Consider the following 23,014-nt stretch of genomic DNA (forward strand, 5'->3'; position numbering starts at 1 on the left):
CTTTTCGTCCCTTTTTATAAACCATTATTGTACGGTTCTCTTTTGGAAGATTCGAGCTGTTGCTCAATTCAACAAATGCCTTCACATCTTCAATCTTATCAATATAATAGATAATGACTTCCACTTCATTGTCTGTAGAATCAAGTTCGATTTTAATATCAGTTGGAAAATTTACAACCTTGATATGTTTAAACTTCTCAAGCTTTAATTTTGATAATTCCATATTTTAAAAGATTTAAGATTACCAATCCAATAATCGCTTTTCCCCTTCCAAAGCCTTAATGCCCGAAATTTCCTGAGAGACTTCAATAACGCCTTTGTAGTTTCCGTTTTCGTCACGAACAGCAAAATATTGAATAAGGATATATTCCCCTCGCATTTTAATCCAAAAATCAGCCTGGTCTTTTTCTCCACTTCTGAACGATTCTACAATTTGTTCAACTACATGAACACTTTCAGGCGGATGGCATTTACTTACTTCACGCCCGATAATTGCAGTTGTTCGAGGAAAAATTCGTTTAGGTGGTGTTGAGAAATAGCAAACTTTGTTGTTTTCATCAACAAAAGTAATATCCACCGGAAGGTGATTAAAAATGAGTTTGATTTGCTCGATACTTACTTTGCCCGTTCCAAGATTTACAAGGTTTCCTTCATAATCTGGTTTGAATTCTTTGTCCATCTTTAAATTAGGTTGAATAAATGGATAGCCCAGCTCAAAGCCTTCACGATTCATCTTTTCTAACTGGCTTTCGCTGATGGTTGATAATATGCAAGGAAAGAGAATACGTTCTTCTCTGAACTTTATGGCGTGCATATTAAAGAATATGTCGCCAACGCATTTATTGAAAATTTTTAGGTCGATGTTTCCTTCCTGTAATTGGGTAATTACAGCTTTGATATTTCTGCGAATATCATCATGGAACGACCACATAATCTGTAAACAGCGATAGTCTGGCCATGATTCCTCTATGATTGGGAATAGAACATTTTCCTTTATTGTATAATGCTTTGGAAATACTTCGAGTTGAGTAAACAGTTCTATAAGTTTTTTATGCAAGTCAGTATTGTCGGTTTCCTTCACAAATTGCTTAAAAAAAGGACGGATTTTATCCAAAAGCACCTCCATTTCATGGTTATTCTGTTCTAGCACACCAAGAAATGAATCCGGTTTGGGTTCAACTCTTACAAAATCACGTATAGGAACATGGAATATATTCAGGACTTTGTTCGTAAGGACCTTTATATCCTCCATTTTGTACCCTTGTTTTATAATCTCATCGAAAAGGGTGATAAAATCTGTAGGTATTACTGTTGGAATAAAATCTTTATTTTCAATGATAAACGAATGAGCATTCCCGGTTTCTAAAATTAATTTAGAAACCTCAAGCAACTTTTCTACCCTTGCCTGTTTTGTATTTGTAAATTCCGACATAAGCATTTGTTTTAATTACCTTCAATAATAAAATTAACAAGAAATCCCAATTAAGGTTTCTGTTTAATTACCAGACGCTTCAAAGGTTCGTCGAAAGGATTTTGCCATGTTCTGTCCAAGTTCTTTTTCACGGCAATAACATCTCCTTTCAAGGCATTGGTAATTTCATCTGCGATAGTGATTTTCCCTCTGCCTGAAATAACATAAAAAACAACATCAACAGGGAGTGCATGTGCCGGAACCAAACCATTTTTTAAAATGTGTAATTCAACAATATCATTGTTATCTGTTTCTGCCAATAGGTAGCCATACGCTTGCTCTGTTTTCAGTACTGCACTTTTCTCGTAATAAGGATAAATCATCGTTTAAATCTTGAAATTGATAATAAAATTTACGATTAAAATTTTATTAGATAAAAGAAACGCTGCAAAATATCTCTTTTGCAGCGTTTAAAAATGAGTATGTTTTATATTAAGCCAAATGAAGCTTCAAATCTTCTTCAACAGTTCCAATTCCTGCAATTCCAAAGTTCTCAATAAGAACATTTGCAACATTTGGAGAAAGGAAAGCTGGCAATGTTGGCCCCAGGTGAATGTTTTTTACTCCTAAGTGTAATAGAGCTAATAATACAATCACAGCCTTTTGCTCGTACCATGCAATGTTATATGCAATTGGCAGTTCGTTAATATCATTCAGTTCAAATACCTCTTTTAGTTTAAGAGCCACAACAGCCAAAGAGTATGAATCATTACATTGTCCTGCATCCAGTACACGAGGAATACCACCTATATCACCCAATGGTAATTTGTTGTAACGATATTTCGCACATCCTGCGGTAAGAATAACAGTATCTTGTGGTAACTGGTCTGCAAAATCAGTATAGTATTCACGTCCTTTCATTCTACCGTCACATCCTGCCATTACAAGGAATTTCTTGATTGCACCTGTTTTAACAGCATCAACTACTTTGTCGGCTAATTGTAATACCTGATTGTGTGCAAATCCACCAACAATTTCTCCTGTTTCAATTTCGGTTGGAGCTGGTAATTTCTTAGCGTGTTCAATGATTGCAGAAAAATCTTTTGGTTGTCCGTCTTGTCTGTCCGGAATATGAGTACAACCATCGAAACCTGATGCACCAGTTGTATAAACTCTGTCTTTGTAGCTATCCTTTGGAGGAACAATACAGTTTGTAGTGAATAGGATTGCTCCGTTAAATGATTCAAATTCTTCTTTTTGTTTCCACCATGCGTTACCATAGTTTCCTACAAAGTGTTCGTACTTTTTAAATGCAGGGTAATAGTGAGCTGGTAACATTTCGCTGTGTGTGTAAACATCAACTCCGGTTCCATCGGTTTGCTTTAGCAGCTCTTCCATATCTTTCAAGTCGTGACCGCTAATAAGGATAGCCGGATTATTACGAACACCAATATTTACTTTTGTAATTTCAGGATTTCCATAAGATTCGGTATTTGCTTTGTCTAATAAAGCCATTACATTAACACCATACTCACCACATTCTAATGTTAAACCAACTAGTTCATCAACGGTAATATCAGTTCTTGTAGTGGCAATTAACGCTTTATGAAGAAAAGCAAATATTTTCTCGTCAGTATAACCTAAATTAAAAGCATGTTCAGCGTATGCAGCCATCCCTTTTAATCCGTAGGTTAACAACTCTTTTAATGAACGAATATCTTCGTTTTGTTCAGTTAAAATACCAACAATCTCACTTTTAGCTTTAATCGCTTCTTCGCCCTCTGCAACCCAAGTCGCATTAGCCGGAAGGTTTGGGATTTCTACGCCTTTATCTTCCAGTTCTTTCTTTAAAGCATCACGCACCTTAATACCTTCAATAATTTTATCGGTGATTTTATTATCATCGAAATTAGCGTTGGTAATGGTTACAAATAATGCTTCAAATACAAACTTGTCGGCTTTGTCAATTGCAACGGAATTTTTCTTTGCAATTTCAGTAACCAATGATACTCCTTTGGTGACATACACTAACAAATCCTGTAGGTTAGCCGTTGAATCTTCTTTTCCACAAACACCTTTGATGGTACAACCTTCTCCTTTTGCTGCTTCCTGACATTGATAACAAAACATGCTCATAATTTTATCATTTTAAGTTTTTATTTCTATTTCTGAAAAGTTATTTTTTCAAATCAACAATACAAAGTTGTGGCATTTTCAAAGCAATAGTTGTAACATATGTTACAGGAAGCGTATTTTTTTCTATTTTTGTGTAAAAAAACTTTCTAAATCACGGTATATGAGGAATATAACAACAGAAAAAAATGTTTTAATGAAAAATATATTCAGCCTTGTAATGATAAATGTAGTTTCTGCTTTTTAAATTATGTAGATGCGCTACAATCGAGCTATATTTTTAAGGATTTAAAATCGGAAGAAATTGGCCAAATAATTAAAAAAGTCCACCACCAGGTAAAAACATACAAAAAAGATGAACTGATTGCCAGTAGTGGAGATAAATGCAATAGCCTGAAAATTATTGTTAAAGGAGCTGCTGTTGGCGAAATGATGGATTTTCAGGGAAAGTCCTTACGTATTGAAGAACTTCATGCCCCGGATACAATAGCTTCTGCATTCTTATTCGGTGAGGATAATACACTTCCTGTTGATGTAATAGCCGTCGAAGAAACTAAAATATTATATATTCCCAGACAAGACTTAATGAATTTATTTTGTAATGAAAATACCGTTCTTAAAAACTATCTCGATATTATTTCAAACCGTGCGCAAAAACTAACCAAAAAGATTAAGCTATTGGGCTTGCAATCTATTCGTGGTAAGTTTGCAAATTATCTGCTTGAACAGGTCAGACGAGAAGGTAAAACGGAATTTACGCTTAAAAATTCACAGAGTGAACTTGCCAATATATTTGGTATTTCACGTCCATCGCTGGGAAGGGTAATTCGTGAAATGCATAATGAGGGCATTATCGAAGCAGATGGACGAAATATAAAAATTGTGGATAAAAAAGCACTTTCGGGATTGCTAAAGTAAAAATAAGCAATGACCTTTCAAATCATTGCTTGGTAAGTTTATTCGTCCCAAAACAAGTGTATTCCTTATTGGGAAATGAAACATCAAATGTCGTTTCTATTTCCGTTTCTGAGAGCTTTTTTATAATCCAGCGAGCTTTTCCTCCGGGTACAAAGTTTTCGATAAATTCGGTGTAGAACACCAATTTTGTATCGTTCGATAATGAATCAACCAGCACATACTGGTTATAATATCCTTCGTTGTTGAATTGCCGAAAGACAATTGCACTTCGGGTTTTATCAAAACTAATAAAGCCTTTGTCGATATGATGTTCACCTTCCGGATTCTTTTCTGTGGGTTCGAATTTAGATTCGTTGCTTACTTCAATGTAATTGTCATCCATAACCAAATTGAAACTGGATTCAATGACTGAATTATTGTTACCGAAGCCAGAACCTGTTCCATGCCAATTCCCCAATAGAAATTCTAATCGTTCAAATTTATTGTCTTGAGCTTGCCCCAATTGAACAATAAAAACCAGACTTAATATCGTTAATAGTATTTGTTTCATATTTTCGTTATGAATGATTTCTGAAATACACAAAAAATTCTTCATTCCCATTTTTATCCAACCAATGCTCATAGTTCAAACTTAGTGACTTATCAATAAGTGGTACTGGAATGAACGGTGCAATTACTTTTAAGATTTTTCCTGAATCAAGTTTCTTCAATAAAGCTAATACTTCATGCACTGGCTGTTCTCCTGCATTTAGCATTTCTCTTATGTCTATTGATTCAGAGATATTCGATTCATCAAACCAATCAGGTTTTTCAGTAGTATATTTGCTGTCTTCTGCTTCAATTGAGTCGGTTGCTGATTGCCCTACTTCTGCACGAAGCTTGTTAATGAGTTCTTCAACTTTGATACCACCAATTACAGATGCCTGACTTAAAGTTGTAATCTTTGTAATGGTTTTTCGTAATACAGGATTTTTCAATTTTTTAAATGGTGGAGCAACAGATATTAGCACATCCTCTATCTGAGGATATGCTTCCAACAAGTCAAATATCTTCGTTTTGGGAGTAATTATTAGTTTATCCATTATTTGATTCTTTATTGTCTGTATATTCTAAAATACGTCTTTCACCTTCTAAAGCCCTGTTCTCAGATAAATCCTGAGAAACTTCAAGTGTACCAAGGTATTCACCATCTTCGCCACGTAAGGCAAAGTATTCAATCTTAATAAACTTGCCTTTCATCTGAATCCAAAACGGAGCATGAGATGCTTTGCCCGATTTAAAGTCTTCCAAAATTTTCTCAACAATATGGGTACTTCCGGGAGGATGGCACAAACGTACATCACGATTGATAATAGAACGGTTGCGGACAAATATCCGCTCTTTTCCTTGTGTGAAATACTTTACTTTGTCGTTTTTATCTACAAAGGTCATATCGAAGGGAACGGAATTTAGGATTGCCATTATTTCCTTTGCGGAGAAACTGCCTGATGGTAATTGAATGCTTCCGTCAGAAGAAACTCCTGTTTCATCTTTATCATCTGTCAACCCTTCTGGTTTCCATTCAACTTGTGGGTCGTAAAGGCAAAAACCAAATTCAAGGGTTTGTTTATGTATGCTCCACCAATCCTCTGTAGTTAGCACATCCATACTCATAGGAAACAGAATTTCTTCCTCTTTCTGTACCATATCAACTACGGCTTGCAGAGTCGGGAAAAACAACAAATCGAGAGAATCAACTAAATCGGTCTTTGTAATATCTTTTGAGTTTAAAACCTCGATACAACCTTTTAACTGTTCCCTGATTTCATCATGTTTACCCCACATTACTTTGGGTGGGCCGGTAATCTCATTTTTTTCTAAGTGTGGAAATACAAGATACTCTTTACGAAGGTAATGCTTGTCAACATCCATCAATTGATTAAACACACCTTGTAATCCGAATATAAATTGTTGAAACTCCGAATCATCAACTGCACTTAATGCCTTTAAAAGGGTTTTCGATTTTTCGGCTACTTTCTTCAGCTCAATATTCTCATTCTTAAAAACATCAACCGGATGCCCGGCAGGTATATCTTTTGCTCCTGTTAAATCTACGTTTCCTTCGAGAACCGAACCATGAACATCACAAAGTTTCAAAACTTCTTCTTCGGGCAAGCCTTCCTGCATTAGTTCCTGTTCTACTTCAACTACTTCACCGTAAGGAATATTTTTAAGTGTTTCAACCAGTTCTTTTTTTACAGCTTCTGCCGATTCTCCCTGGTGTAGTTTTAGAATCAGTTCTTTTAATCGCTCTTTACGATATTTTGAGTTATTAATAAGTTCGCTCATAACAATTGAATTTTTTTAATAAAATCATCATAGATACAAGTTATAGATTTAATGTGTAAGTTAAACAAAAACGTGATTGTTATGTTTTGTCAAATTGTTCGTACCTGCTTATAGTCCTGTTATTTCAATCTTATACCACGATTGCAAAAGCCGGATTATTATTAATACTAATTCTGAATTTTGAAATTATTTCTAATAAATATTGCCTGTAATTGTGCAGTAATAATATTTTGAAAATTCTCTAACCAACCAGGATTGTTATATGATTTTAGAAAAATGGCTGTCAGTTCTTTATTCTCCCGAATTGTTTTTATTGCTAATTCATGGTTATACTTAAACTCACTTGCTATGAACCACGCTATTTCATATAGTTCAGGATATTCAATCCCTTGATTAATAGGATGTGATTTTTCTGCTTTATGCTTATTTAATGCATCAGACAGCAACATAATATAATCTCTAAATATCAATTTAAACAATTCATCTTTAGATTTATAATAGTAATGAACCATTGCTTTACCGGAGCCTGCGTACCTGGCAATTTTATCAATTGTTGTTCCATGGTAACCAAATTTAAGAAATGCATGTTTTGCTGCATCGTAAATTCGTTGACTTGTTTCCATTGTAATTGATTGTTAGTTAAACACAAATAATTAGAATCGTAATTTTTCAGTCATTAGCCCAAAACGAATTATATTAAGGTAATGATCGTAATATATATTGTAATAATCCGAGCCATGATACATCTGAATAAACAAACCAATATCTTCTAAAAAATGGGGATGATAATAAAAAGTCAAACCAAAGCTTAATCTTTGAAAATCCAATGTATTTAAATTGTTAAACGATCCCAAAAACCATGTAAAGTCACCTTTTAAAGAAATTGCCGGATTTTTTTTATCCCTCACTAAATTTTCGTTCTTCAGTTTAAATATTGAAAACGCTGTATTCCAACGATAATGACCATAAACATCATCCAATTCGGGAGTTGTTGCACCATAAGGATGAAGTTCAAATGAAGTCTTAAAAAACTGGTATGCATTGAAGAATTGATTTTTATTGGTTGCAATTAGTCCTCCTTCAAAATAGTTTGTAGAAAAGCTTCCTGAAATTCTATTTATTCTCCCATCATCATATAGAAAATCACCATCCTGCCCATTGGAATGGTGAGCTAACCGCCCGTATGCACTCAGTGTATTATTCTTTTGATTTCTATTAAGCAAATAATACACAGTAACTTGAGGCATATAACTTGGGGTGCGAACTGGAAAAGAAGCCTCCTGATACATGCGAATTATAATTTGAGGGGTTAATACACCAATCAAACGAGAATTTGAACTTTGTCGAATATAGAAGTTAGGAATTAGATTTGCCTCGAACCATAAAGGTTCAATATTACCAATATCTGTAGGAAAAGTAATATAACTATTCCCTTGATTCACTTGTGCAATTGTTGTTAATGCGATGGAAGTTAGTGAATCGTTTTTTTGTTGACTTTTAACGGCATTTACAAAAAATAATGCCCAAAGCAGAATAACTAGTTTCCACATGTTTTTTACCTGTATAGTGCAATTCCAAAACCAAATTCAATAATATCGGCAATGGGAATCACTGAATTTTGTGCAATACTTGCTAGATATAAACCACGTGTTCCTACTCGCCAATAAAATGACATACCAGAAGCAGGGGTTTTAGTGGCTAGTAATTTAGTTTTAAGTTCTGCACCAACAAATACTCCCGCGTTACGACCCGGAGACCACCAATAATAATCATCGGGATAATTATCAGGAAGTGTAACCCAATATTCACTGCCGAAAGTATGATGTGCAAACCAACCAAAATTAAGAGGAAGCAATACCATTTCGTTTGATAATGGTATTTGTATCAGTTTTGCCGTTAATTGTAAACTAATACTATGTAAATTATCGAGACTATAAGCCTTTGGCACATAACCATAAAATAAGGTTACATCAAGCCTATGATTAAAAAAAGTATAACCTACACCACCCGATAAAAAGCCAATACCTCCCGCAAACTGAAACTTAACATAATCAGGTAAATAATTGTCTAACCATTTTGCTGTGTCTTTTTCATTATTTTGAGCATAAATAGGCATACTATGAACACAAATAAATATCCCAAATGGTAATAGTACTCTAAAAACTGTGTGTCTCAACCATGAAATCATGCCCTATTATTTTAATCAGATTAAACTTATTGTTTTCAACACCATAAACATTTACATAAGGAATACTATCACTATATGGTCTATAGTACTCATATCCATGCAAATGACCATGCGCTGTAAAAATTACATTATTATGCAGGGAAAGAATCTCCTCAAAATCAGATTCCAAGACTGTATCAAAATCAGCATCACCGGGAGGAACATGAAATATTACTATTGCAAATGTAAAATCGGGACTTGGCTGTATTTCATTATTAAGCCATTTTAAATTAGGGACTGAACCATCAAAATTAAACTCCCTGCTATTTGTATTAAGGAAAATAAACTTTATGCCTCTATATATAAAGCTTAAATCTATTGTACCAAACATTTCTTTATAAGCGCTTAATCCATTCCCTACTAAATCATGATTTCCAACCACTACAAAATAAGGAATTTCAAGTTGTTTTAAGATGTTATTACCCCATTGGTATTGCAGAGGTAACCCAAAATCAGCCAAATCACCAACATGAATTACTAAGTCAATTGCTTGTTCAAAGTTTTTTGAATTTACGGCTTGAGTAAAAGCGTTCAATTCATCATAAAAACGATGGCTGTCGCCTGTAAAAGCAATTCTCAATGTATCATCGTTTGTATTTTGCTCTCACTAGTGTCCCATTAAAATTGGGACGTTATTAAAAATTAAATAAACACGGCTCATTAAGCCTATTACGTTCTTTGTCATTTTGAAATTTAGTTTTATCAAAGAGGTCTCGTAGATGTGTTTTGTCAGTCAAGGATATACTCAAGATTTGTAAAACTTCATAGGTACTTCTATCAAGTTGCATGTCTTGCTGTACTATTGCGACTAAGCAGTATGCACATATGGCAACATAAATTTGAATCCGAACGGCATTTTCAGTAGTACCCCAGAACTTCTTAATTTTCAGATGCTGTTTTAGCCATTTGAAGAACAGCTCGACTTGCCAGCGATTTCTGTAAAGCTCAGCAACCTGAAGTGCTGATATTTGCATCGCATTTGTTAAGAAAACAAACTCGCGCTCTTGTTCTTCATCCCAATATCTGACCAATCGAAGATATTGGGGATAATGCTTCTTTGGATAAAATCCAGTCAATTCAATCGTTACATCTGATAGCACATTCTTGGGTAACCTACGCTTCCATTTGATGGATTTGTATTGAAGATTCTTTTTTGCTCTGACAACGAAGAAAGCTCCGATCTGATGAATCTTATATAACATCTTGAAGTTGTTGTATGCACGATCAAAGATGTAATAAGATCCTGGTTCATATGGGATTTCTTTCATTGCCTTTGAATCATGAACAGAAGCTTCGGTGATATGAAAAAATGTTGGAATCTGTGTCTCTACATCGTATAATGTATGGACTTTAATACCACCCTTTTTCTTTCGAAACTTCGCCCACCAGAATACGGATAGACATAAGTCAATCGTTGTTGAATCAAAAGCATAGACATTACCTCCAAGCTTGAAGATATCAGTAACCCGTTTCTGTCTGGCTTCGGTAACCAGATAGTAGGCATATTCTTGAAAGATATGGTAGTCTCTATCTTGATTAGCTCTAGCCAGAGAAGATCTTGAAACATTCTTACCCATCCCCATATGATAACATTTGGAGTGGTGAGCATCAAGAGCAATTATCAAATCTCTCAGGCTTTCACGATTGGACAATTGCCCAAACATCAAAGCTAGCAATTGGTTCCAACAAGTGAAATGTTTTACGTATTTGTCACCTTTATATTTAGCTACAATACGATTGAACTTACTTCGATTTAAAAACGAGACCAGTTGAGCAAAAACGTATTTATCTTGAAACATATGCAATCAGATTAATCTAATCCAAAGCTATAATTTCAAGTCCGTTCGCTCAGAATATCACTATAACAAGCTAAATTTCATATATTTCAAAGATCGTTTTGAGTTTTAATGGGACAGTACTGTTTTGCTCTATTAACTTATTTAGATTTTTCAGATGAACCTGTTTTTCATTATCTGAGAAATCAATTACATACGGAGAATAATCAAAATTAATTTCACAGGAATTAAGACCTATAAACACAAAACCTATAAAAAAAAGTATAATAGAATGTTTGTATTTCATTATATAGTAATGCTGATTTGGGTGATAAATTAAATTAAACTAACCTACAATATATTCCACTGCATAGTTTTGCTGAAGAAATATTTAGAGCCCTCTATTTCAATTTCATTTCTATTTATTGCAACTACTTTAAAATTGAAAACTATACCTTTTTCTGAACTATACATTTTGCCATTAATCCAATTCTTATCAAGTGAATTATATACCAAATCCTGAATAATTATTTTTCCAAGTAAAGGTTCATCTTGCTTTGTTTTATCAGAATTATGTATGTCTTTTAACTGCCCGTTCTCAAAATTATTAAGTGCTATTATTTTACCGTAATACTTGTTGTTATGTTTGTATATTTCTACATCCAGATCATTTGGCAAATGGTAAGTACCAATTATATCATCTGCTGATTGTGCTGCGGCAATGAATGAACCAAGAAACATTATAATGCCAATTAGTACAGACCTTTCCATTAAAAACTATATTTTATTTTAGTATAAATCATTGAATTATCCTGGTATTGCCCAAACTGACCGCCTTCATCACCAACAAAAATATTAGCCCCGAAGAGCAGCGAAAAACTATCATCAAAATCATAGCTTATTTTTGGACGTATCAGGGCATCGCTGTCAGACAAGCCTATATAAGAAAATAGTTCAAGGTGCAGCGTTTCCCGCATCATATCATATCGAGCCAGAAAGGTGGCTGTATTGTGGAATTCATTTTCGTTTATTCCTTCTTCAAAATCTATGATATATTTCTGGATAAACTGGGTACTTAATTTTATGTCTTTAATACTGAAATCCAGCCCAACGACATAGTTTAAATAATCTTTTTGCACCAAAGCATCATTGGCAATCGGGTTTTCTGTTTGAAAATATTTACCATTGTAATAAGCTCCTTCACCTCTTAGAATAATACCTTTTATTTCAGTACTAAATGAACCTCCAATCACAGAAAGTCTATGATGTTGGGGAGTTACCGATATTCCGGTTAAAACAGGTGTAGGTACTCCTTGTATTGTGTCTATTGAAATTGTTTTCTGAACATGCATTGCCGGATTATCATCCCATGTGTAACCGCCCATCAGTTCAAAATCAATTTTTGAGGTCATAGCCGACCATTTAAGAAACAGTTCACTGTTTTCCAGTGAAGGATTTACCGCATTTTTACTCCAATCAAATGTAGGAGTAACAGGAAAATCAGGAGCTATATACCAATCAGAACGAGCATCGGGTCGAAGATTGGGAGAAAAAGCAGGCATCCAGATAGCCTCAATGGTACTGTTGCCAATATAATAGTCAATCTTAGACGCAATAACACCTTGGCGTATTTCATCAAAATCAGGAAGGAGGAACTCCGATAGGTCAAGAGGTGAAACAATATCAGTTATAAACACGCCATCGGCTTTGCCCCACACTATTTGTTGCTTACCAATACGGATATCAAAGTTTTTAAAGTACATATCCATGTATACTTCTCTTAGTCGAAGTTGCAAGCTATCGGTATTATACAAGTATAGCATTGGATTAGCTTTGAAAGATACCTTTTCGCCTCGTTTTTCAAAGTTAAGACTGGCGGTTTGCTGGATAATAGAGAAATCACCTGTTTCCGTGTTAACACCTTCATAGGTTCTTACAAAACCGGAAATATCAGGGCTTTGTGCCATGGTTGCGAAACCTGACACTAAGCCTATTAGTAATATTGCTATATTCTTTCTCATATTTATTCGTTTTTAACAAGTTGCGCTACAAATCTTTTTATTGGTGACATGATTACTAAAACCAACGGATATGCCATTGAAAAAGCCATCCCCCACATTTGTATCCATTTTGTGATAAATCCCTGGCTTATACCATGATGCATTGCTATACTTGCAAAAGTTATAACAGATGTCATAATTGATACCATTAAAAAAAGAGTTAAAGGCACTTCGTATTTTTTGTTTATTTTCATTTCCTTCTGATTAAAATCTTAATATTATATTCCTCTCGTCATCATTCGCTCAGAGAAATTACTGGCTGGAATACCTGTGTTAACTTTCACGTTTGTTAATACCATACTGGTAGAATGATTCTTCTGAATATTCTTCATTTCCGAATTGGTGATAATCTGAAACCCTGAAATTGTCTCAACTTTTTTAATGGTCAGAATTTTAAGCAATTCTTCATCTTCATCATAGAACTCTTTCTTTACACCAATAAAGGTTTCTTTATCAATCCATGTAATTGTTTTGGAATACATATATTCTTCATCCTTGGAGATGCTTTCTACAACGTAACACGCCTTGCTATTTATAGTTTCTTCACGGAGCAGTTTATGTATATCTGCATTTAGCTTGCGGTCTCCCAAGTCGTCATACGTAAAATCAGACCCCATGAAGTAGTCGCTTTTGCTGTCGCTTGAAATCCGTTTTACCCTTTTTAATGCCGGAAGATAAATCCATTGGTCATCCGCTTGGTCGGTATCGTAGCTCCAGTTCATAAAAGACGTGTTCTTTACATCGGCAGGAGCTTGGAAAAACATAATGCTTTTTTCGTTGTCACCAAAATCTTTGGTGTATTGCTGAATGGTACGCACCCTGTTTTGCCCTGAAGCATTTGTAAGGGTCATGGTAAGTGTTGATGTTTGGTCGTTTCCGGTTTCACGGTTGTACGCTTTCTCTACTATCTGTTCGCCTGTAAGCTGTGCATTTGCACTTAATCCGATTATTGTAAGCAATGCTATTGCTATTGATTTTATTGTATTCATAACTTAAAATTTTAATTGTTTTTATTATTATTCTTTTTGATAAAAATATTGCCGATGTATAGCAGTACCAGCATAATAGTGAGTGTTCCTGCGAAGCTGGTAAACATATTGAGCGATACTAACGCCCCAAGTTCCCGGTTTGGAGGGAACACTGAGAAAAGTAATACCATAAAACCTGCAATTACAACAATGGCATTAAATATTATAGCTTTACCTGAATGTGCCATAGTAAGTTGTGCTGCTTTATACTTATCGTTGTAATTAGCTGCATTTGTACGGTATTGTTCCAGAAAATGAACTGCATAATCAATACCGATACCTATTGCAATACTTGAAAGTAATGCTGTTGTTGTGCTAAGAGGAATATTCAGGAAGCCCATAATGCCGAAACTGATAAGAGCCGTTATAATAATTGGAACAGCACTTATTAAACCGACCACAAGATTTCTGAACATTAGAGACAACAAGATTATGATAATTAAAATGGACATGATTAGGCTTTTTATCTGACCTTCCAGAATGAGGTCTGTAAAAACAAGCCCTTTGTATCCGCTTCCTGCATAATTCATTGAAATATCAAGTGTTTCAAAATCATCTTCATAAGAATTAATTATATCAAGTGCGGCATTTATTGATTTTGAATCGTCCTTCTTTAACTGAAATGTAATGTTGAGTTTGGCGTAATCGTAATCTGCTACTTTGGTTAGGTTCTCCGGGTCACCGGACATTTCATAAAGTAAAAGGTACTGAGCTATCATGTCATTGCTGTTGGGTATCGTATTAAATGCTTCGTTATCGGAATTCATTACCTTGTTCATGCGTTTAATGTAATCGGTAAGTGAGAATTTATTGCCAACAACCTCCAATTGGGCATCCACATCCTGTTGCATTCTATCCACAAGTTTGAGTACTTCCGGATTTTTAAAAACATCTTTTTTGCCATTGGCATCCAAAATGAGATTTAATGTACTGGTACCGCCAAAATTTTCATTGATAAACTTATCTGTTTGAACAATATCGCTGTCTTTCTCAAACTTATCCAGGAAGCTGGAGTTAATCCATATTTTTTGCATTCCAACTATTGATATTGCAACAATAACCACTGTTGCCAGAATCGAAACATATTTATTCTTCACTATCCATGCAGCAGAACTATTTGCCAACTTTGAATGCGAATGTCCTTCCATGTCATCATCAATATCAGCTTTTTTGACTTTTGGCAAACCAAAAATCATGATTCCGGCAGGCAAGAATATCAAGGAGAAAAACATGGCTGCCATTACTCCGAAAGCAGTGAAAATTCCGAAATATTTTACTGGATATACCTCTGATGTAAGCAATGAAATAAAGCCAACAGCAGTAGTAATTGAAGTCATAACCACAGGTTTCCACATGTGGTTGAGCATTTCGCTTACCGCTTCTTTTTTTGAAACTCTGGGATTGTGAGCCATATAGGTTTGAAGATGACTATATAAATGAATGCCATCGGCTACCCCTATGGCTATGAGCATTACCGGAATCATGGTAGAAACAGCGTAAATTGGAATTCCTACACTCGCCATTAGACCAAAAGCCCAAACTGTTGAAAGAAAAACCACGCCAAGAGTGATGAAAGTGCTTTTAATACTTCTTAAAGTGATGAAAAGAACAATTAGTATTACCAATATCACGATTGGAACCATTTTTTTCATATCAGCAGGGGCAAGCAACGCCATTTCGCCTTCAACAATTGGACGACCAGCTACATGGATAGTTATATCATCTGTTTCTGATTGTTTTACAGTTTTAAGAATATTGTCATAAAACTCTTGAGAAAACACATCGTCGCCAATTTCTGCAATAATAACAGCAACCTGTTCGTTTGTGGATACAAAGCGTCCATAAACCATTTCATTTTCTCGAACACTTTTTCTCAGTTCCTGTAATTCTTCCTCTGCTTTTGGAACACGTTTGTAAAAGCGTTTCACATCCAGACTCCCATCTGACCCCACAATATTATCGGCATTATAAAGTGATTTTACATCATCTTTATCTATTTCTTCAAACTTCTGTAAGCGTTTGGTAAGCTGTTTCAGCGTATCAAGTGTTGCAGTGTTGTAAATGCCTGATTTGTTTTCAACAGCCACTACAATACCGTCTTTAATATTAAACCAACTTTCAGCTTCGTCACTATAAACAAACGCTGGGTGGTCTTTCGGCATGTATTCGTCCAAGTCGGTTTCCATGCGTGTATTCTCTTTCATTTCAGAAATAAAATACACAGAAATCATTGCAATGAATAACATGGTAAGCCATTTGTAGCGTAACAATTTTGTCAATAAATTTTCCATAATTTTATATGTTTGTTAATACTCACTAACTATTTATTTTTAAAAAAAAACGATTCTATAAATCGCTTTCCTTATTGAGCAGTATTTCAGTTATAACAGCTTTGTTTGTTCCATTGGTTTGGGTGCTTTTACAACAAGAACACGAACATTATTTTCTGTGTTATTCGCAAAATAATGTGTTATATTCTTAGGGCTTTCGACTAAATTATCTTGAGGTACAGTCTGCTTTTCATCACCGATAAAAATATCAGGACTTCCTTCCAATACATAGAAAAATACATCAACGGGAGTTTTATGAGGTTTAAGACTTTCTCCTGGTTTCAACATAATATGAACCACTTGTGCATTGTCGTGATTATAAAGCTCTCGTGCATCAATCTTATGCGGAGTTTGCTTAATTTCTGTTTCTGAAACTTTTACAATTTTCATTCTATTAAAATTTTATAATATTAGTTTAAATGAATTTACAAGCTTTGTTCCTTCTTCTTTTAAGTCGAAATTATAATTGTTTAAATCCCAACGTTTAATAAGCAAGCGAAAAGAACCTAAAAATATTATTGCAAGCGATGATTTATCAATATCCTGTCTTACATTGCCTGCTTCCTGTCCTTGCTCAATGATTGTTTCTATCTTCTGCAAATTCAGGTTTTGTATTTCGTTAATCTTTTCTTTCAGCATATTATCGTTTTTGAATATCTCTTCTGCAAATACAATAGGTATGATGGTAGGCTGTTCAGTAAAAACATCAAGCATTCTAAAAAAAATAAAGGCAATTTTTTCAACTGCGGGTTGCTCCTCATCAAAAGGTAATGACGACATCATTCCGGCCATTTCTTTGAAACTATCAAGTATTGCAACCAAAATAGCTGTTTTGCTTTCAAAATGACGATAAATTGCAGGTTCTGAAATACCTATTGCTTTAGATAAGTTTTTTATCGTAAAACCCTGAATACCTTTCAAAGCTATGAGTTTTATTGATTCTTCAATTATTTGTATTTGTCTTTCTGTTTGCATCATATTTCTTATTACGAAACAAAGTTAGTTAATGTTCGCTAACTTATGCTTTTTTTTCAATTAATTTTCATTAAAACCCCATATAACACTTACTGTCAGTAATTAAAGAAATTATTTTACCGAAACTTCTTTCTCCAAAGCAAATATCCGCTCAATACAACCATAACGCTTACCAATCCTGATAAGGGAACTAAGAGGATATAAAAATCACCAAGAAGAAAACGAAAGAAACGTCCCGTATGAATTTCGAGCGATAAGTTCCATAGTGACATTTTAGATTCTTTAAGAATATTATTAGGCATTTCAGGGAATTTCATTTCATGATATAAAGGAACTGCACCTTTATCGTAGTCTATCATATATTGCTTACCTACCAAATCCGTTACTAATCCAGTAACTTTAAAATCACCAATCGGTCTGCCTGTTGTATTGCCTACATGTAATTTCCCCTGTGCATAATTATAAATTTCAGGATGAGCCGGATGCCATAAAAACAAACCGCTGAACGAACCGATAATGTACGCCCCGTCATTAAATGGCTCAAGCACATTAATTCCCATAACACTTACAGGAGGCTGAATTTTAAAAGCAATTGGTGCAAGACGGTCTTTATCCATATAGAAGATGCCTTCCGAAGTTGCCAGAAGGAATTCATTTCGTTCACTATCAAATTTTATGTCCCTCAATTTATCGTACCAGGGATTAGGCTGGTCGAGATGAGAATATTTTACAGGGCTTACTTTTGAATACGCTATTGCAATAAGTAGCGGAGGTCGCAAGAACATACCTGTAAAAAACAAGACTATCAGGCACACAAATAACCAGGCTCCTGTTTTATTGTGCCATTTTAAAGACCATCGGTTAGTCTTTACAATTGATGTTACTTTTTTCGACTTCTTCTTTCTTCTCTTTATCCATCCGGGGAAAAAGAAATAAATAATTCCTGTCAGCGATAAGAAAATGGTTATTACCCCCAAAGCATCAACAAACAGCTTTCCGGGAATCCCAAAAATTTCACCTGAATGAATCTGCCACATGGTTTCAAAAAGCGAAACTTCATTTTTGTAATCTCGTGGTTGTTTAAGTTCAATTTTCTCAAATTGGGTATTTATTCCTTCCGACTTACCTTTAAATAAATAGGAACGATTTAATACATAGAGCGTATTGTTGACACATTCAATTGCCACAAAGCGTTTAATGTCAACATCCAATTCAAACTTTATCCATTGCTTTTTCTCCTTACTAAAAGCAAACAAACCAAATTGCGTTGCTGTATATAGATTTCCGTCATTTGATTGATACAGGTCAAAAACCTTACGGTTATCGCTTCCATTTGGGAAACCATAATTGAATGAACTATAATCAGTAAAATTTGAATCGGTAAGCCATACCCCAATATTACCATATACTAAAATGCTATCGGCATTTAAAATAAGATTGCCTTTAACAGCACTATTATTCCAATTCTGATAACGGAATTCTTTTGGAAGATTGTTACGTGAAATATCAATACCAGAGAAGAATTCACGATGATTCATAATGATACCTGTAATTGAGAAATATAAAAGCAGGAAGGCTATGATTAGCCCTGGCCATTTATGTAGTTTCTTATATAGTTTTCCCATAAAGTAAACTGTCTGTGAGTTTGTTTTTATCTAAATAACAATAGCTTAAATGCCTAAAAAGATAAATATTGTTATTTCTGTTTCTTGAAAATTTCTTAAATTTATCTAATGCAATATTAAAAAACAGAAAAATTGCAAGCTGTAACATATGGTACAGCTTCTTTGTTCTTGGTAACATATATTTGCATTAGAAGGTTGAGTTTTCATTGTTTTGAAATAATGAATTTGTGGGGAGGATAGTTTTAATGTAAAAACGAATTTTGAGGCTATGAGCATATTGAAAAAGATTTTACCTCCTGATAAATGGAAGATACCTGTCATTATCGTTTCAGCAATTCTGTTAGGTCTTTTTTTCTTTCTATTCTATGTCTCCAATGCATCATCTTACCTGTCCGATGACCCAAAAACCTGCGTAAATTGCCACATCATGGCTCCGCAATATGCTACATGGATGCACAGTTCTCATCGTGAATGGGCAAACTGTAACGATTGCCATGTACCTCACAATAACGTATTCAATAAATACTATTTCAAAGGGAAAGATGGAATGCGACACGCTTCTATTTTTACTATGCGTGCTGAACCGCAGGTAATACAAATAAAAGAAGAAGGACATCATGTAGTGCAACAAAATTGTATTCGTTGCCATAGTAACCTTATTACGGATGCAAAAATGAATACCATTCATGGCGATTTTCATTCTGACAGAACTGACAGAACTTGTTGGGAATGCCATCGTGAAGTTCCTCATGGCAGGGTGAACAGCCTTTCGAGTACACCTAATGCTAAAGTACCGTTACCCGAAAGTCCTGTACCCGATTGGTTAAAGGAAGCATTAAAAGAAACAAAAAAATAACGAAACTCTATGAAATCATTCAGCGAACAAATCAAAGAAAAACCTTGGAAAGGCTGGGTTCTTTTCCTCGGAACAATTGTAGTTGTATTCCTTTTAGGATTGTTAGCATCTAGTGTTGTAGAAAGAAGAAGCGAAGCGGTGTTTGCCTATGCGCCTAAAAACGATTTTTCTCAGTTTGAACCCCGTAACGAAAAATGGGGTGCTAACTTTCCTCGTGAGTTTGAATCTTATTATCAAACCTCTGACACCATCTTTAGAAGTAAATACAATGGTTCTGCTACAATTGATGAATTAGAGGAAGACCCAAGAATGGTAGTTCTTTGGGCAGGATATGGTTTTTCAAAAGAATATAACCAAGGGCGAGGACATTATTATGCAGTAGAAGATGTTCGTAATATTCTTAGAACTGGAGCACCGAATGATAGTGTAAAAAGCCCTATGCCCAACACATGCTGGACTTGTAAAAGCCCCGATGTTCCAAGAATGATGAATGAAGTTGGAATTGCAGAGTTCTATAAAGGTTCATGGGAAAAGTGGGGAGCTGAGATTGTGAACCCAATTGGTTGTGCCGATTGTCACGATGTAAATACTATGCAACTACGCATTTCTCGCCCTGCATTAATTGAAGCATTTGAAAGACAAGGAAAAGACATAAGCAAAGCCACGCATCAGGAAATGAGAAGCTTGGTTTGTGCACAATGCCATGTGGAATACTACTTTAATAAAAAGAAAATTGAAGGAGTTCCATATTTAACCTTCCCTTGGGATAATGGTATGACCGTTGAAGCTGCTGAAGAATACTATGACAATATGAATTTTAGTGACTGGACGCATAAACTAAGTAAAGCCCCAATGTTAAAAGCCCAACACCCAGGTTATGAAACTTACTTAACAGGTGTGCATGCGGAACGTGGTGTATCTTGTGCTGATTGTCACATGCCATATAAAAGCCAAGGAGGTGTGAAATTTACAGACCATCACATTCAAAGTCCTCTTAATAATGTCGCCAATTCATGTCAAGTTTGTCACCGTGAAGAGGCTCATAAACTCATTGCCGATGTATATTCTCGTCAGGATAAGATTAAAGAAAATGTAAATATTCTAGAAGATTTATTGGTTAAAGCCCACGTAGAAGCTAAAGCTGCTTGGGACAATGGAGCAAACGAGGAACAAATGCAAGCAATACTTATGGATATTCGACATGCTCAATGGCGTTGGGATTATTCTGTCGCTGCTCATGGTGCATCATTCCACTCACCTGTTGAAACAGGTCGTATTGTTTCATCGGGTATCAATATTGCACAAGAAGCAAGAATTAAACTTACTCGTTTATTAGCTGACCTTGGTCATAATAAAGAAGTTGAAATACCTGATATTTCAACCAAAGCGAAAGCCCAGGAATATATTGGTTTAGATATGGCTACACTAAATTCTGACAAAGAAGAATTTTTAGGAACTGTGGTTCCACAATGGCTTGAAGAAGCCAGTCAAAGAGAATCGAAATATTAGAATAAATTACCTTGCAAAATACTAAAGAAAAAAAGAGCTTATGGGTACTTCCCTGGAAGTATCCCGAAAGCTTCTTAATAGCCTTTGCCTTATTTTTGGCATCATTAGGAATTGAATTTATAACAGGTACTACAGTGCCTAAAATATCTTGGCCAGCCAATCTTGTTTCAATAGCACTATTAGCAAACTTATCGTTATTGCTATATCTGTTATCAAAAAAAAGAGCGGTTTTCAAATGGTTTTATAGTGTTCCAGCATCCATTGCCGGGATAACACTATTTGTTGTACCATCACTTTTACTTGCTTTAATTCCGCAAAAACCATCAGATTCCTTATTCTTTCTGTACGATGTTACATCGAGTTGGACTTACACAATTGGTATAGTTTTCTTTTTAATTATACTTGGAACAGTAACCATTAAACGCATCACCAAACTTTCCAAAAGGAACGTTGGTTTCTTTTTAAACCATTTCGGTTTGTGGTTGTGTATTGCATCGGCTCATTTAGGTGCAGGAGACATACAAAAACTGAATATGTATCTTGAAGAAGGCAAAACTACCTGGTATGGAATTGAAAACGGAAACAGTACAGAAGAATTGAATTTTGCCATTAAGCTACGAGATTTCTCCATTGAAGAATATCCAGCGAAAATTGCATTCGTTGATAACAAAACCAGGGAGATAATCAATCAAAACAACAAACCTTTAATGATAGACCCAAACAAGGGCTTGCAATTCAACTATAAGGATTACGATTTTAAGATTGAAAAGCTTTTAATGAGTTCTGCGCCTGTTTTAAATAGGTTTGAACCTGTGTTGGGGATGGGGGCAACACAATCAACGATGATAACAAAGTCATACAACGGAATGGTTGATACATTCTGGATTTCAAGTCCGAGTATTTTATACCATCAGGTAATGTACTCGATAGATTCAAGCACTATCATGCTTATGACCGAACCCGAAGCAAAACGATTCCTGTCTGAAATAACGGTTTATGAAAAAGCCGGAGCAGTATATGATACCATCATCGAGGTAAATAAACCAATCAAGATTTCCGGATGGAAGATTTATCAAACAAGTTATGATGAAACAATGGGACGTTGGTCAACGAAAAGCATTTTGGAACTGGTTAAAGACCCTTGGTTGCCGTCGGTATATTTGGGATTCTTCTTACTCATTGCAGGAACTTTCTATCTGATATGGACTGGTAAAAGGAAGGAGGAAGTGTAATGTGGCATAATTTTGAAATATTCGCAATTATTTCGGTGGTAGCATGGATTTTGGCTATTGGCACTTCACTTTCTGACAAGATGGGCAAAATCGCCAATTTGACTGCAATCCTTGGAACTTTAAGTCTGGCTGTATTTATCGTTTTACTTTGGACTAATCTTCATCGCCCACCATTAAGAACTCTTGGAGAGACAAGACTTTGGTATTCATTCTTCCTGGCAATTTCAGGCTATGTAATATTTAAGCGATGGAAAATCAAGCTAATGCTTATGTATTCACTTGGTATGGCTATTCTATTTTTATTATTGAACTACCTAAATCCTGATATTCACAGTAAAACACTAATGCCAGCATTGCAAAGCATTTGGTTTGTACCTCATGTAATTGTGTATATGATTGCTTACGCATTATTGGGCTTATCTGCACTTTTCGGGTTGCTTGGATTATATGTCATTAGAAAAGATAATCTGAAAGAGGATTTTGTATTAAAAACAGATAACATAGTCTATGTCGGCTTTGGCTTCCTCACGTTAGGGCTTATTTTTGGGGCTTTATGGGCAAAAGAAGCATGGGGGCATTATTGGACTTGGGATCCCAAAGAGACATG

25 protein-coding genes are annotated in these 23,014 nt (G+C 35.1%); 5 read left to right on the plus strand and 20 right to left on the minus strand.

The genetic code is table 11. The features are described from left to right. The 4 genes from OM075_RS21040 to hcp all read right to left on the minus strand — a co-directional run. Positions 1 to 223: hypothetical protein (locus OM075_RS21040; RefSeq protein ID WP_301192526.1), on the minus strand; the 223-nt coding region annotated here is incomplete at its 3' end. Positions 224 to 241: 18 nt separating this feature from the next. Then, positions 242 to 1,432: a DUF438 domain-containing protein gene (locus OM075_RS21045; RefSeq protein WP_301192527.1), complete on the minus strand. Its 1,191-nt coding sequence runs from the start codon at positions 1,430 to 1,432 to the stop codon at positions 242 to 244. Between the two features lie 50 nt (positions 1,433 to 1,482). Continuing rightward, positions 1,483 to 1,794 (minus strand): cupin domain-containing protein, encoded by a 312-nt coding sequence (locus OM075_RS21050; RefSeq protein WP_301192528.1) that lies wholly within the window; start codon positions 1,792 to 1,794, stop codon positions 1,483 to 1,485. Between the two features lie 109 nt (positions 1,795 to 1,903). After that, a complete protein-coding gene (hcp, locus tag OM075_RS21055) occupies positions 1,904 to 3,547 on the minus strand; it encodes a hydroxylamine reductase (protein ID WP_301192529.1) in 1,644 nt (547 codons plus the stop codon). Between the two features lie 312 nt (positions 3,548 to 3,859). Here hcp and OM075_RS21060 point away from each other — a divergent pair, with 312 nt between their 5' ends. Next, entirely contained in the window at positions 3,860 to 4,462 is a 603-nt protein-coding gene (locus tag OM075_RS21060) for a Crp/Fnr family transcriptional regulator (protein WP_301192548.1), read from the plus strand. A gap of 22 nt (positions 4,463 to 4,484) precedes the next feature. Here OM075_RS21060 and OM075_RS21065 read toward each other — a convergent pair whose 3' ends face one another. The 16 genes from OM075_RS21065 to OM075_RS21140 form a co-directional block, all read right to left on the minus strand. Then, the gene (locus OM075_RS21065) at positions 4,485 to 5,012 is read right to left on the minus strand and encodes a hypothetical protein (RefSeq protein ID WP_301192530.1); all 528 of its coding nucleotides are present in this window, start codon (positions 5,010 to 5,012) and stop codon (positions 4,485 to 4,487) included. Positions 5,013 to 5,019: 7 nt separating this feature from the next. Continuing rightward, the gene (locus tag OM075_RS21070; RefSeq protein ID WP_301192531.1) at positions 5,020 to 5,544 is read right to left on the minus strand and encodes a DUF1858 domain-containing protein; all 525 of its coding nucleotides are present in this window, start codon (positions 5,542 to 5,544) and stop codon (positions 5,020 to 5,022) included. Beyond that, on the minus strand, positions 5,537 to 6,790 hold the full coding sequence (locus OM075_RS21075; RefSeq protein ID WP_301192532.1) for a DUF438 domain-containing protein: 1,254 nt from the start codon (positions 6,788 to 6,790) through the stop codon (positions 5,537 to 5,539). Before OM075_RS21075 ends, OM075_RS21070 begins: the two co-directional genes overlap by 8 nt. Before the next feature lie 167 nt (positions 6,791 to 6,957). After that, entirely contained in the window at positions 6,958 to 7,413 is a 456-nt protein-coding gene (locus OM075_RS21080) for a TetR/AcrR family transcriptional regulator (protein ID WP_301192533.1), read from the minus strand. 30 nt (positions 7,414 to 7,443) lie between these two features. Next, positions 7,444 to 8,340, minus strand: a complete 897-nt coding sequence (locus tag OM075_RS21085; protein ID WP_301192534.1) for a hypothetical protein — start codon at positions 8,338 to 8,340, stop codon at positions 7,444 to 7,446. Between the two features lie 5 nt (positions 8,341 to 8,345). Further along, positions 8,346 to 8,978 (minus strand): hypothetical protein, encoded by a 633-nt coding sequence (locus tag OM075_RS21090; protein WP_301192535.1) that lies wholly within the window; start codon positions 8,976 to 8,978, stop codon positions 8,346 to 8,348. Continuing rightward, a complete protein-coding gene (locus OM075_RS21095) occupies positions 8,947 to 9,597 on the minus strand; it encodes a metallophosphoesterase family protein (RefSeq protein WP_301192536.1) in 651 nt (216 codons plus the stop codon). Before OM075_RS21095 ends, OM075_RS21090 begins: the two co-directional genes overlap by 32 nt. A gap of 55 nt (positions 9,598 to 9,652) precedes the next feature. Continuing rightward, positions 9,653 to 10,816 carry an IS4 family transposase gene (locus OM075_RS21100; RefSeq protein WP_301192537.1) on the minus strand — a complete coding sequence of 388 codons (1,164 nt, stop codon included), beginning with the start codon at positions 10,814 to 10,816 and terminating at the stop codon, positions 9,653 to 9,655. Between the two features lie 327 nt (positions 10,817 to 11,143). Then, on the minus strand, positions 11,144 to 11,563 hold the full coding sequence (locus OM075_RS21105; protein ID WP_301192538.1) for a DUF2147 domain-containing protein: 420 nt from the start codon (positions 11,561 to 11,563) through the stop codon (positions 11,144 to 11,146). Then, positions 11,563 to 12,813: a DUF1302 family protein gene (locus OM075_RS21110; protein ID WP_301192539.1), complete on the minus strand. Its 1,251-nt coding sequence runs from the start codon at positions 12,811 to 12,813 to the stop codon at positions 11,563 to 11,565. Before OM075_RS21110 ends, OM075_RS21105 begins: the two co-directional genes overlap by 1 nt. 2 nt (positions 12,814 to 12,815) lie before the next feature. Beyond that, positions 12,816 to 13,046: a DUF2798 domain-containing protein gene (locus OM075_RS21115; protein WP_120271233.1), complete on the minus strand. Its 231-nt coding sequence runs from the start codon at positions 13,044 to 13,046 to the stop codon at positions 12,816 to 12,818. 24 nt (positions 13,047 to 13,070) lie between these two features. Then, complete coding sequence (locus tag OM075_RS21120; protein WP_301192540.1) at positions 13,071 to 13,841, minus strand: outer membrane lipoprotein-sorting protein; 771 nt, start codon at positions 13,839 to 13,841, stop codon at positions 13,071 to 13,073. Positions 13,842 to 13,852: 11 nt separating this feature from the next. Continuing rightward, positions 13,853 to 16,171: an efflux RND transporter permease subunit gene (locus OM075_RS21125; RefSeq protein ID WP_301192541.1), complete on the minus strand. Its 2,319-nt coding sequence runs from the start codon at positions 16,169 to 16,171 to the stop codon at positions 13,853 to 13,855. A gap of 90 nt (positions 16,172 to 16,261) precedes the next feature. Further along, positions 16,262 to 16,600, minus strand: coding sequence for a cupin domain-containing protein (locus OM075_RS21130; RefSeq protein WP_120271230.1), 339 nt, complete (start codon positions 16,598 to 16,600; stop codon positions 16,262 to 16,264). A 12-nt stretch (positions 16,601 to 16,612) separates the two neighbouring features. Next, a complete protein-coding gene (locus tag OM075_RS21135; RefSeq protein ID WP_301192542.1) occupies positions 16,613 to 17,185 on the minus strand; it encodes a TetR/AcrR family transcriptional regulator in 573 nt (190 codons plus the stop codon). A 116-nt stretch (positions 17,186 to 17,301) separates the two neighbouring features. Continuing rightward, positions 17,302 to 18,810: a PepSY-associated TM helix domain-containing protein gene (locus tag OM075_RS21140; RefSeq protein ID WP_301192543.1), complete on the minus strand. Its 1,509-nt coding sequence runs from the start codon at positions 18,808 to 18,810 to the stop codon at positions 17,302 to 17,304. Positions 18,811 to 19,078: 268 nt separating this feature from the next. On the opposite strand from OM075_RS21140, the gene nrfH reads away from it, so the two are divergent. The 4 genes from nrfH to OM075_RS21160 all read left to right on the plus strand — a co-directional run. Next, positions 19,079 to 19,666, plus strand: a complete 588-nt coding sequence (gene nrfH / locus OM075_RS21145; RefSeq protein ID WP_301192544.1) for a cytochrome c nitrite reductase small subunit — start codon at positions 19,079 to 19,081, stop codon at positions 19,664 to 19,666. 9 nt (positions 19,667 to 19,675) lie between these two features. Beyond that, positions 19,676 to 21,175: an ammonia-forming cytochrome c nitrite reductase gene (nrfA, locus tag OM075_RS21150; RefSeq protein WP_301192545.1), complete on the plus strand. Its 1,500-nt coding sequence runs from the start codon at positions 19,676 to 19,678 to the stop codon at positions 21,173 to 21,175. Positions 21,176 to 21,186: 11 nt separating this feature from the next. Continuing rightward, complete coding sequence (locus tag OM075_RS21155) at positions 21,187 to 22,407, plus strand: cytochrome c biogenesis ResB family protein (RefSeq protein ID WP_301192546.1); 1,221 nt, start codon at positions 21,187 to 21,189, stop codon at positions 22,405 to 22,407. Then, positions 22,407 to 23,014 (plus strand): cytochrome c biogenesis protein (locus OM075_RS21160; RefSeq protein ID WP_301192547.1); only part of this gene is annotated, 608 nt, incomplete at its 3' end. The genes OM075_RS21155 and OM075_RS21160, both read left to right, overlap by 1 nt.

This window comes from Plebeiibacterium sediminum (genome assembly GCF_026013605.1).
In the GTDB taxonomy this organism is placed as follows: Bacteria; Bacteroidota; Bacteroidia; order Bacteroidales; family Marinilabiliaceae; genus Saccharicrinis; species Saccharicrinis sediminus.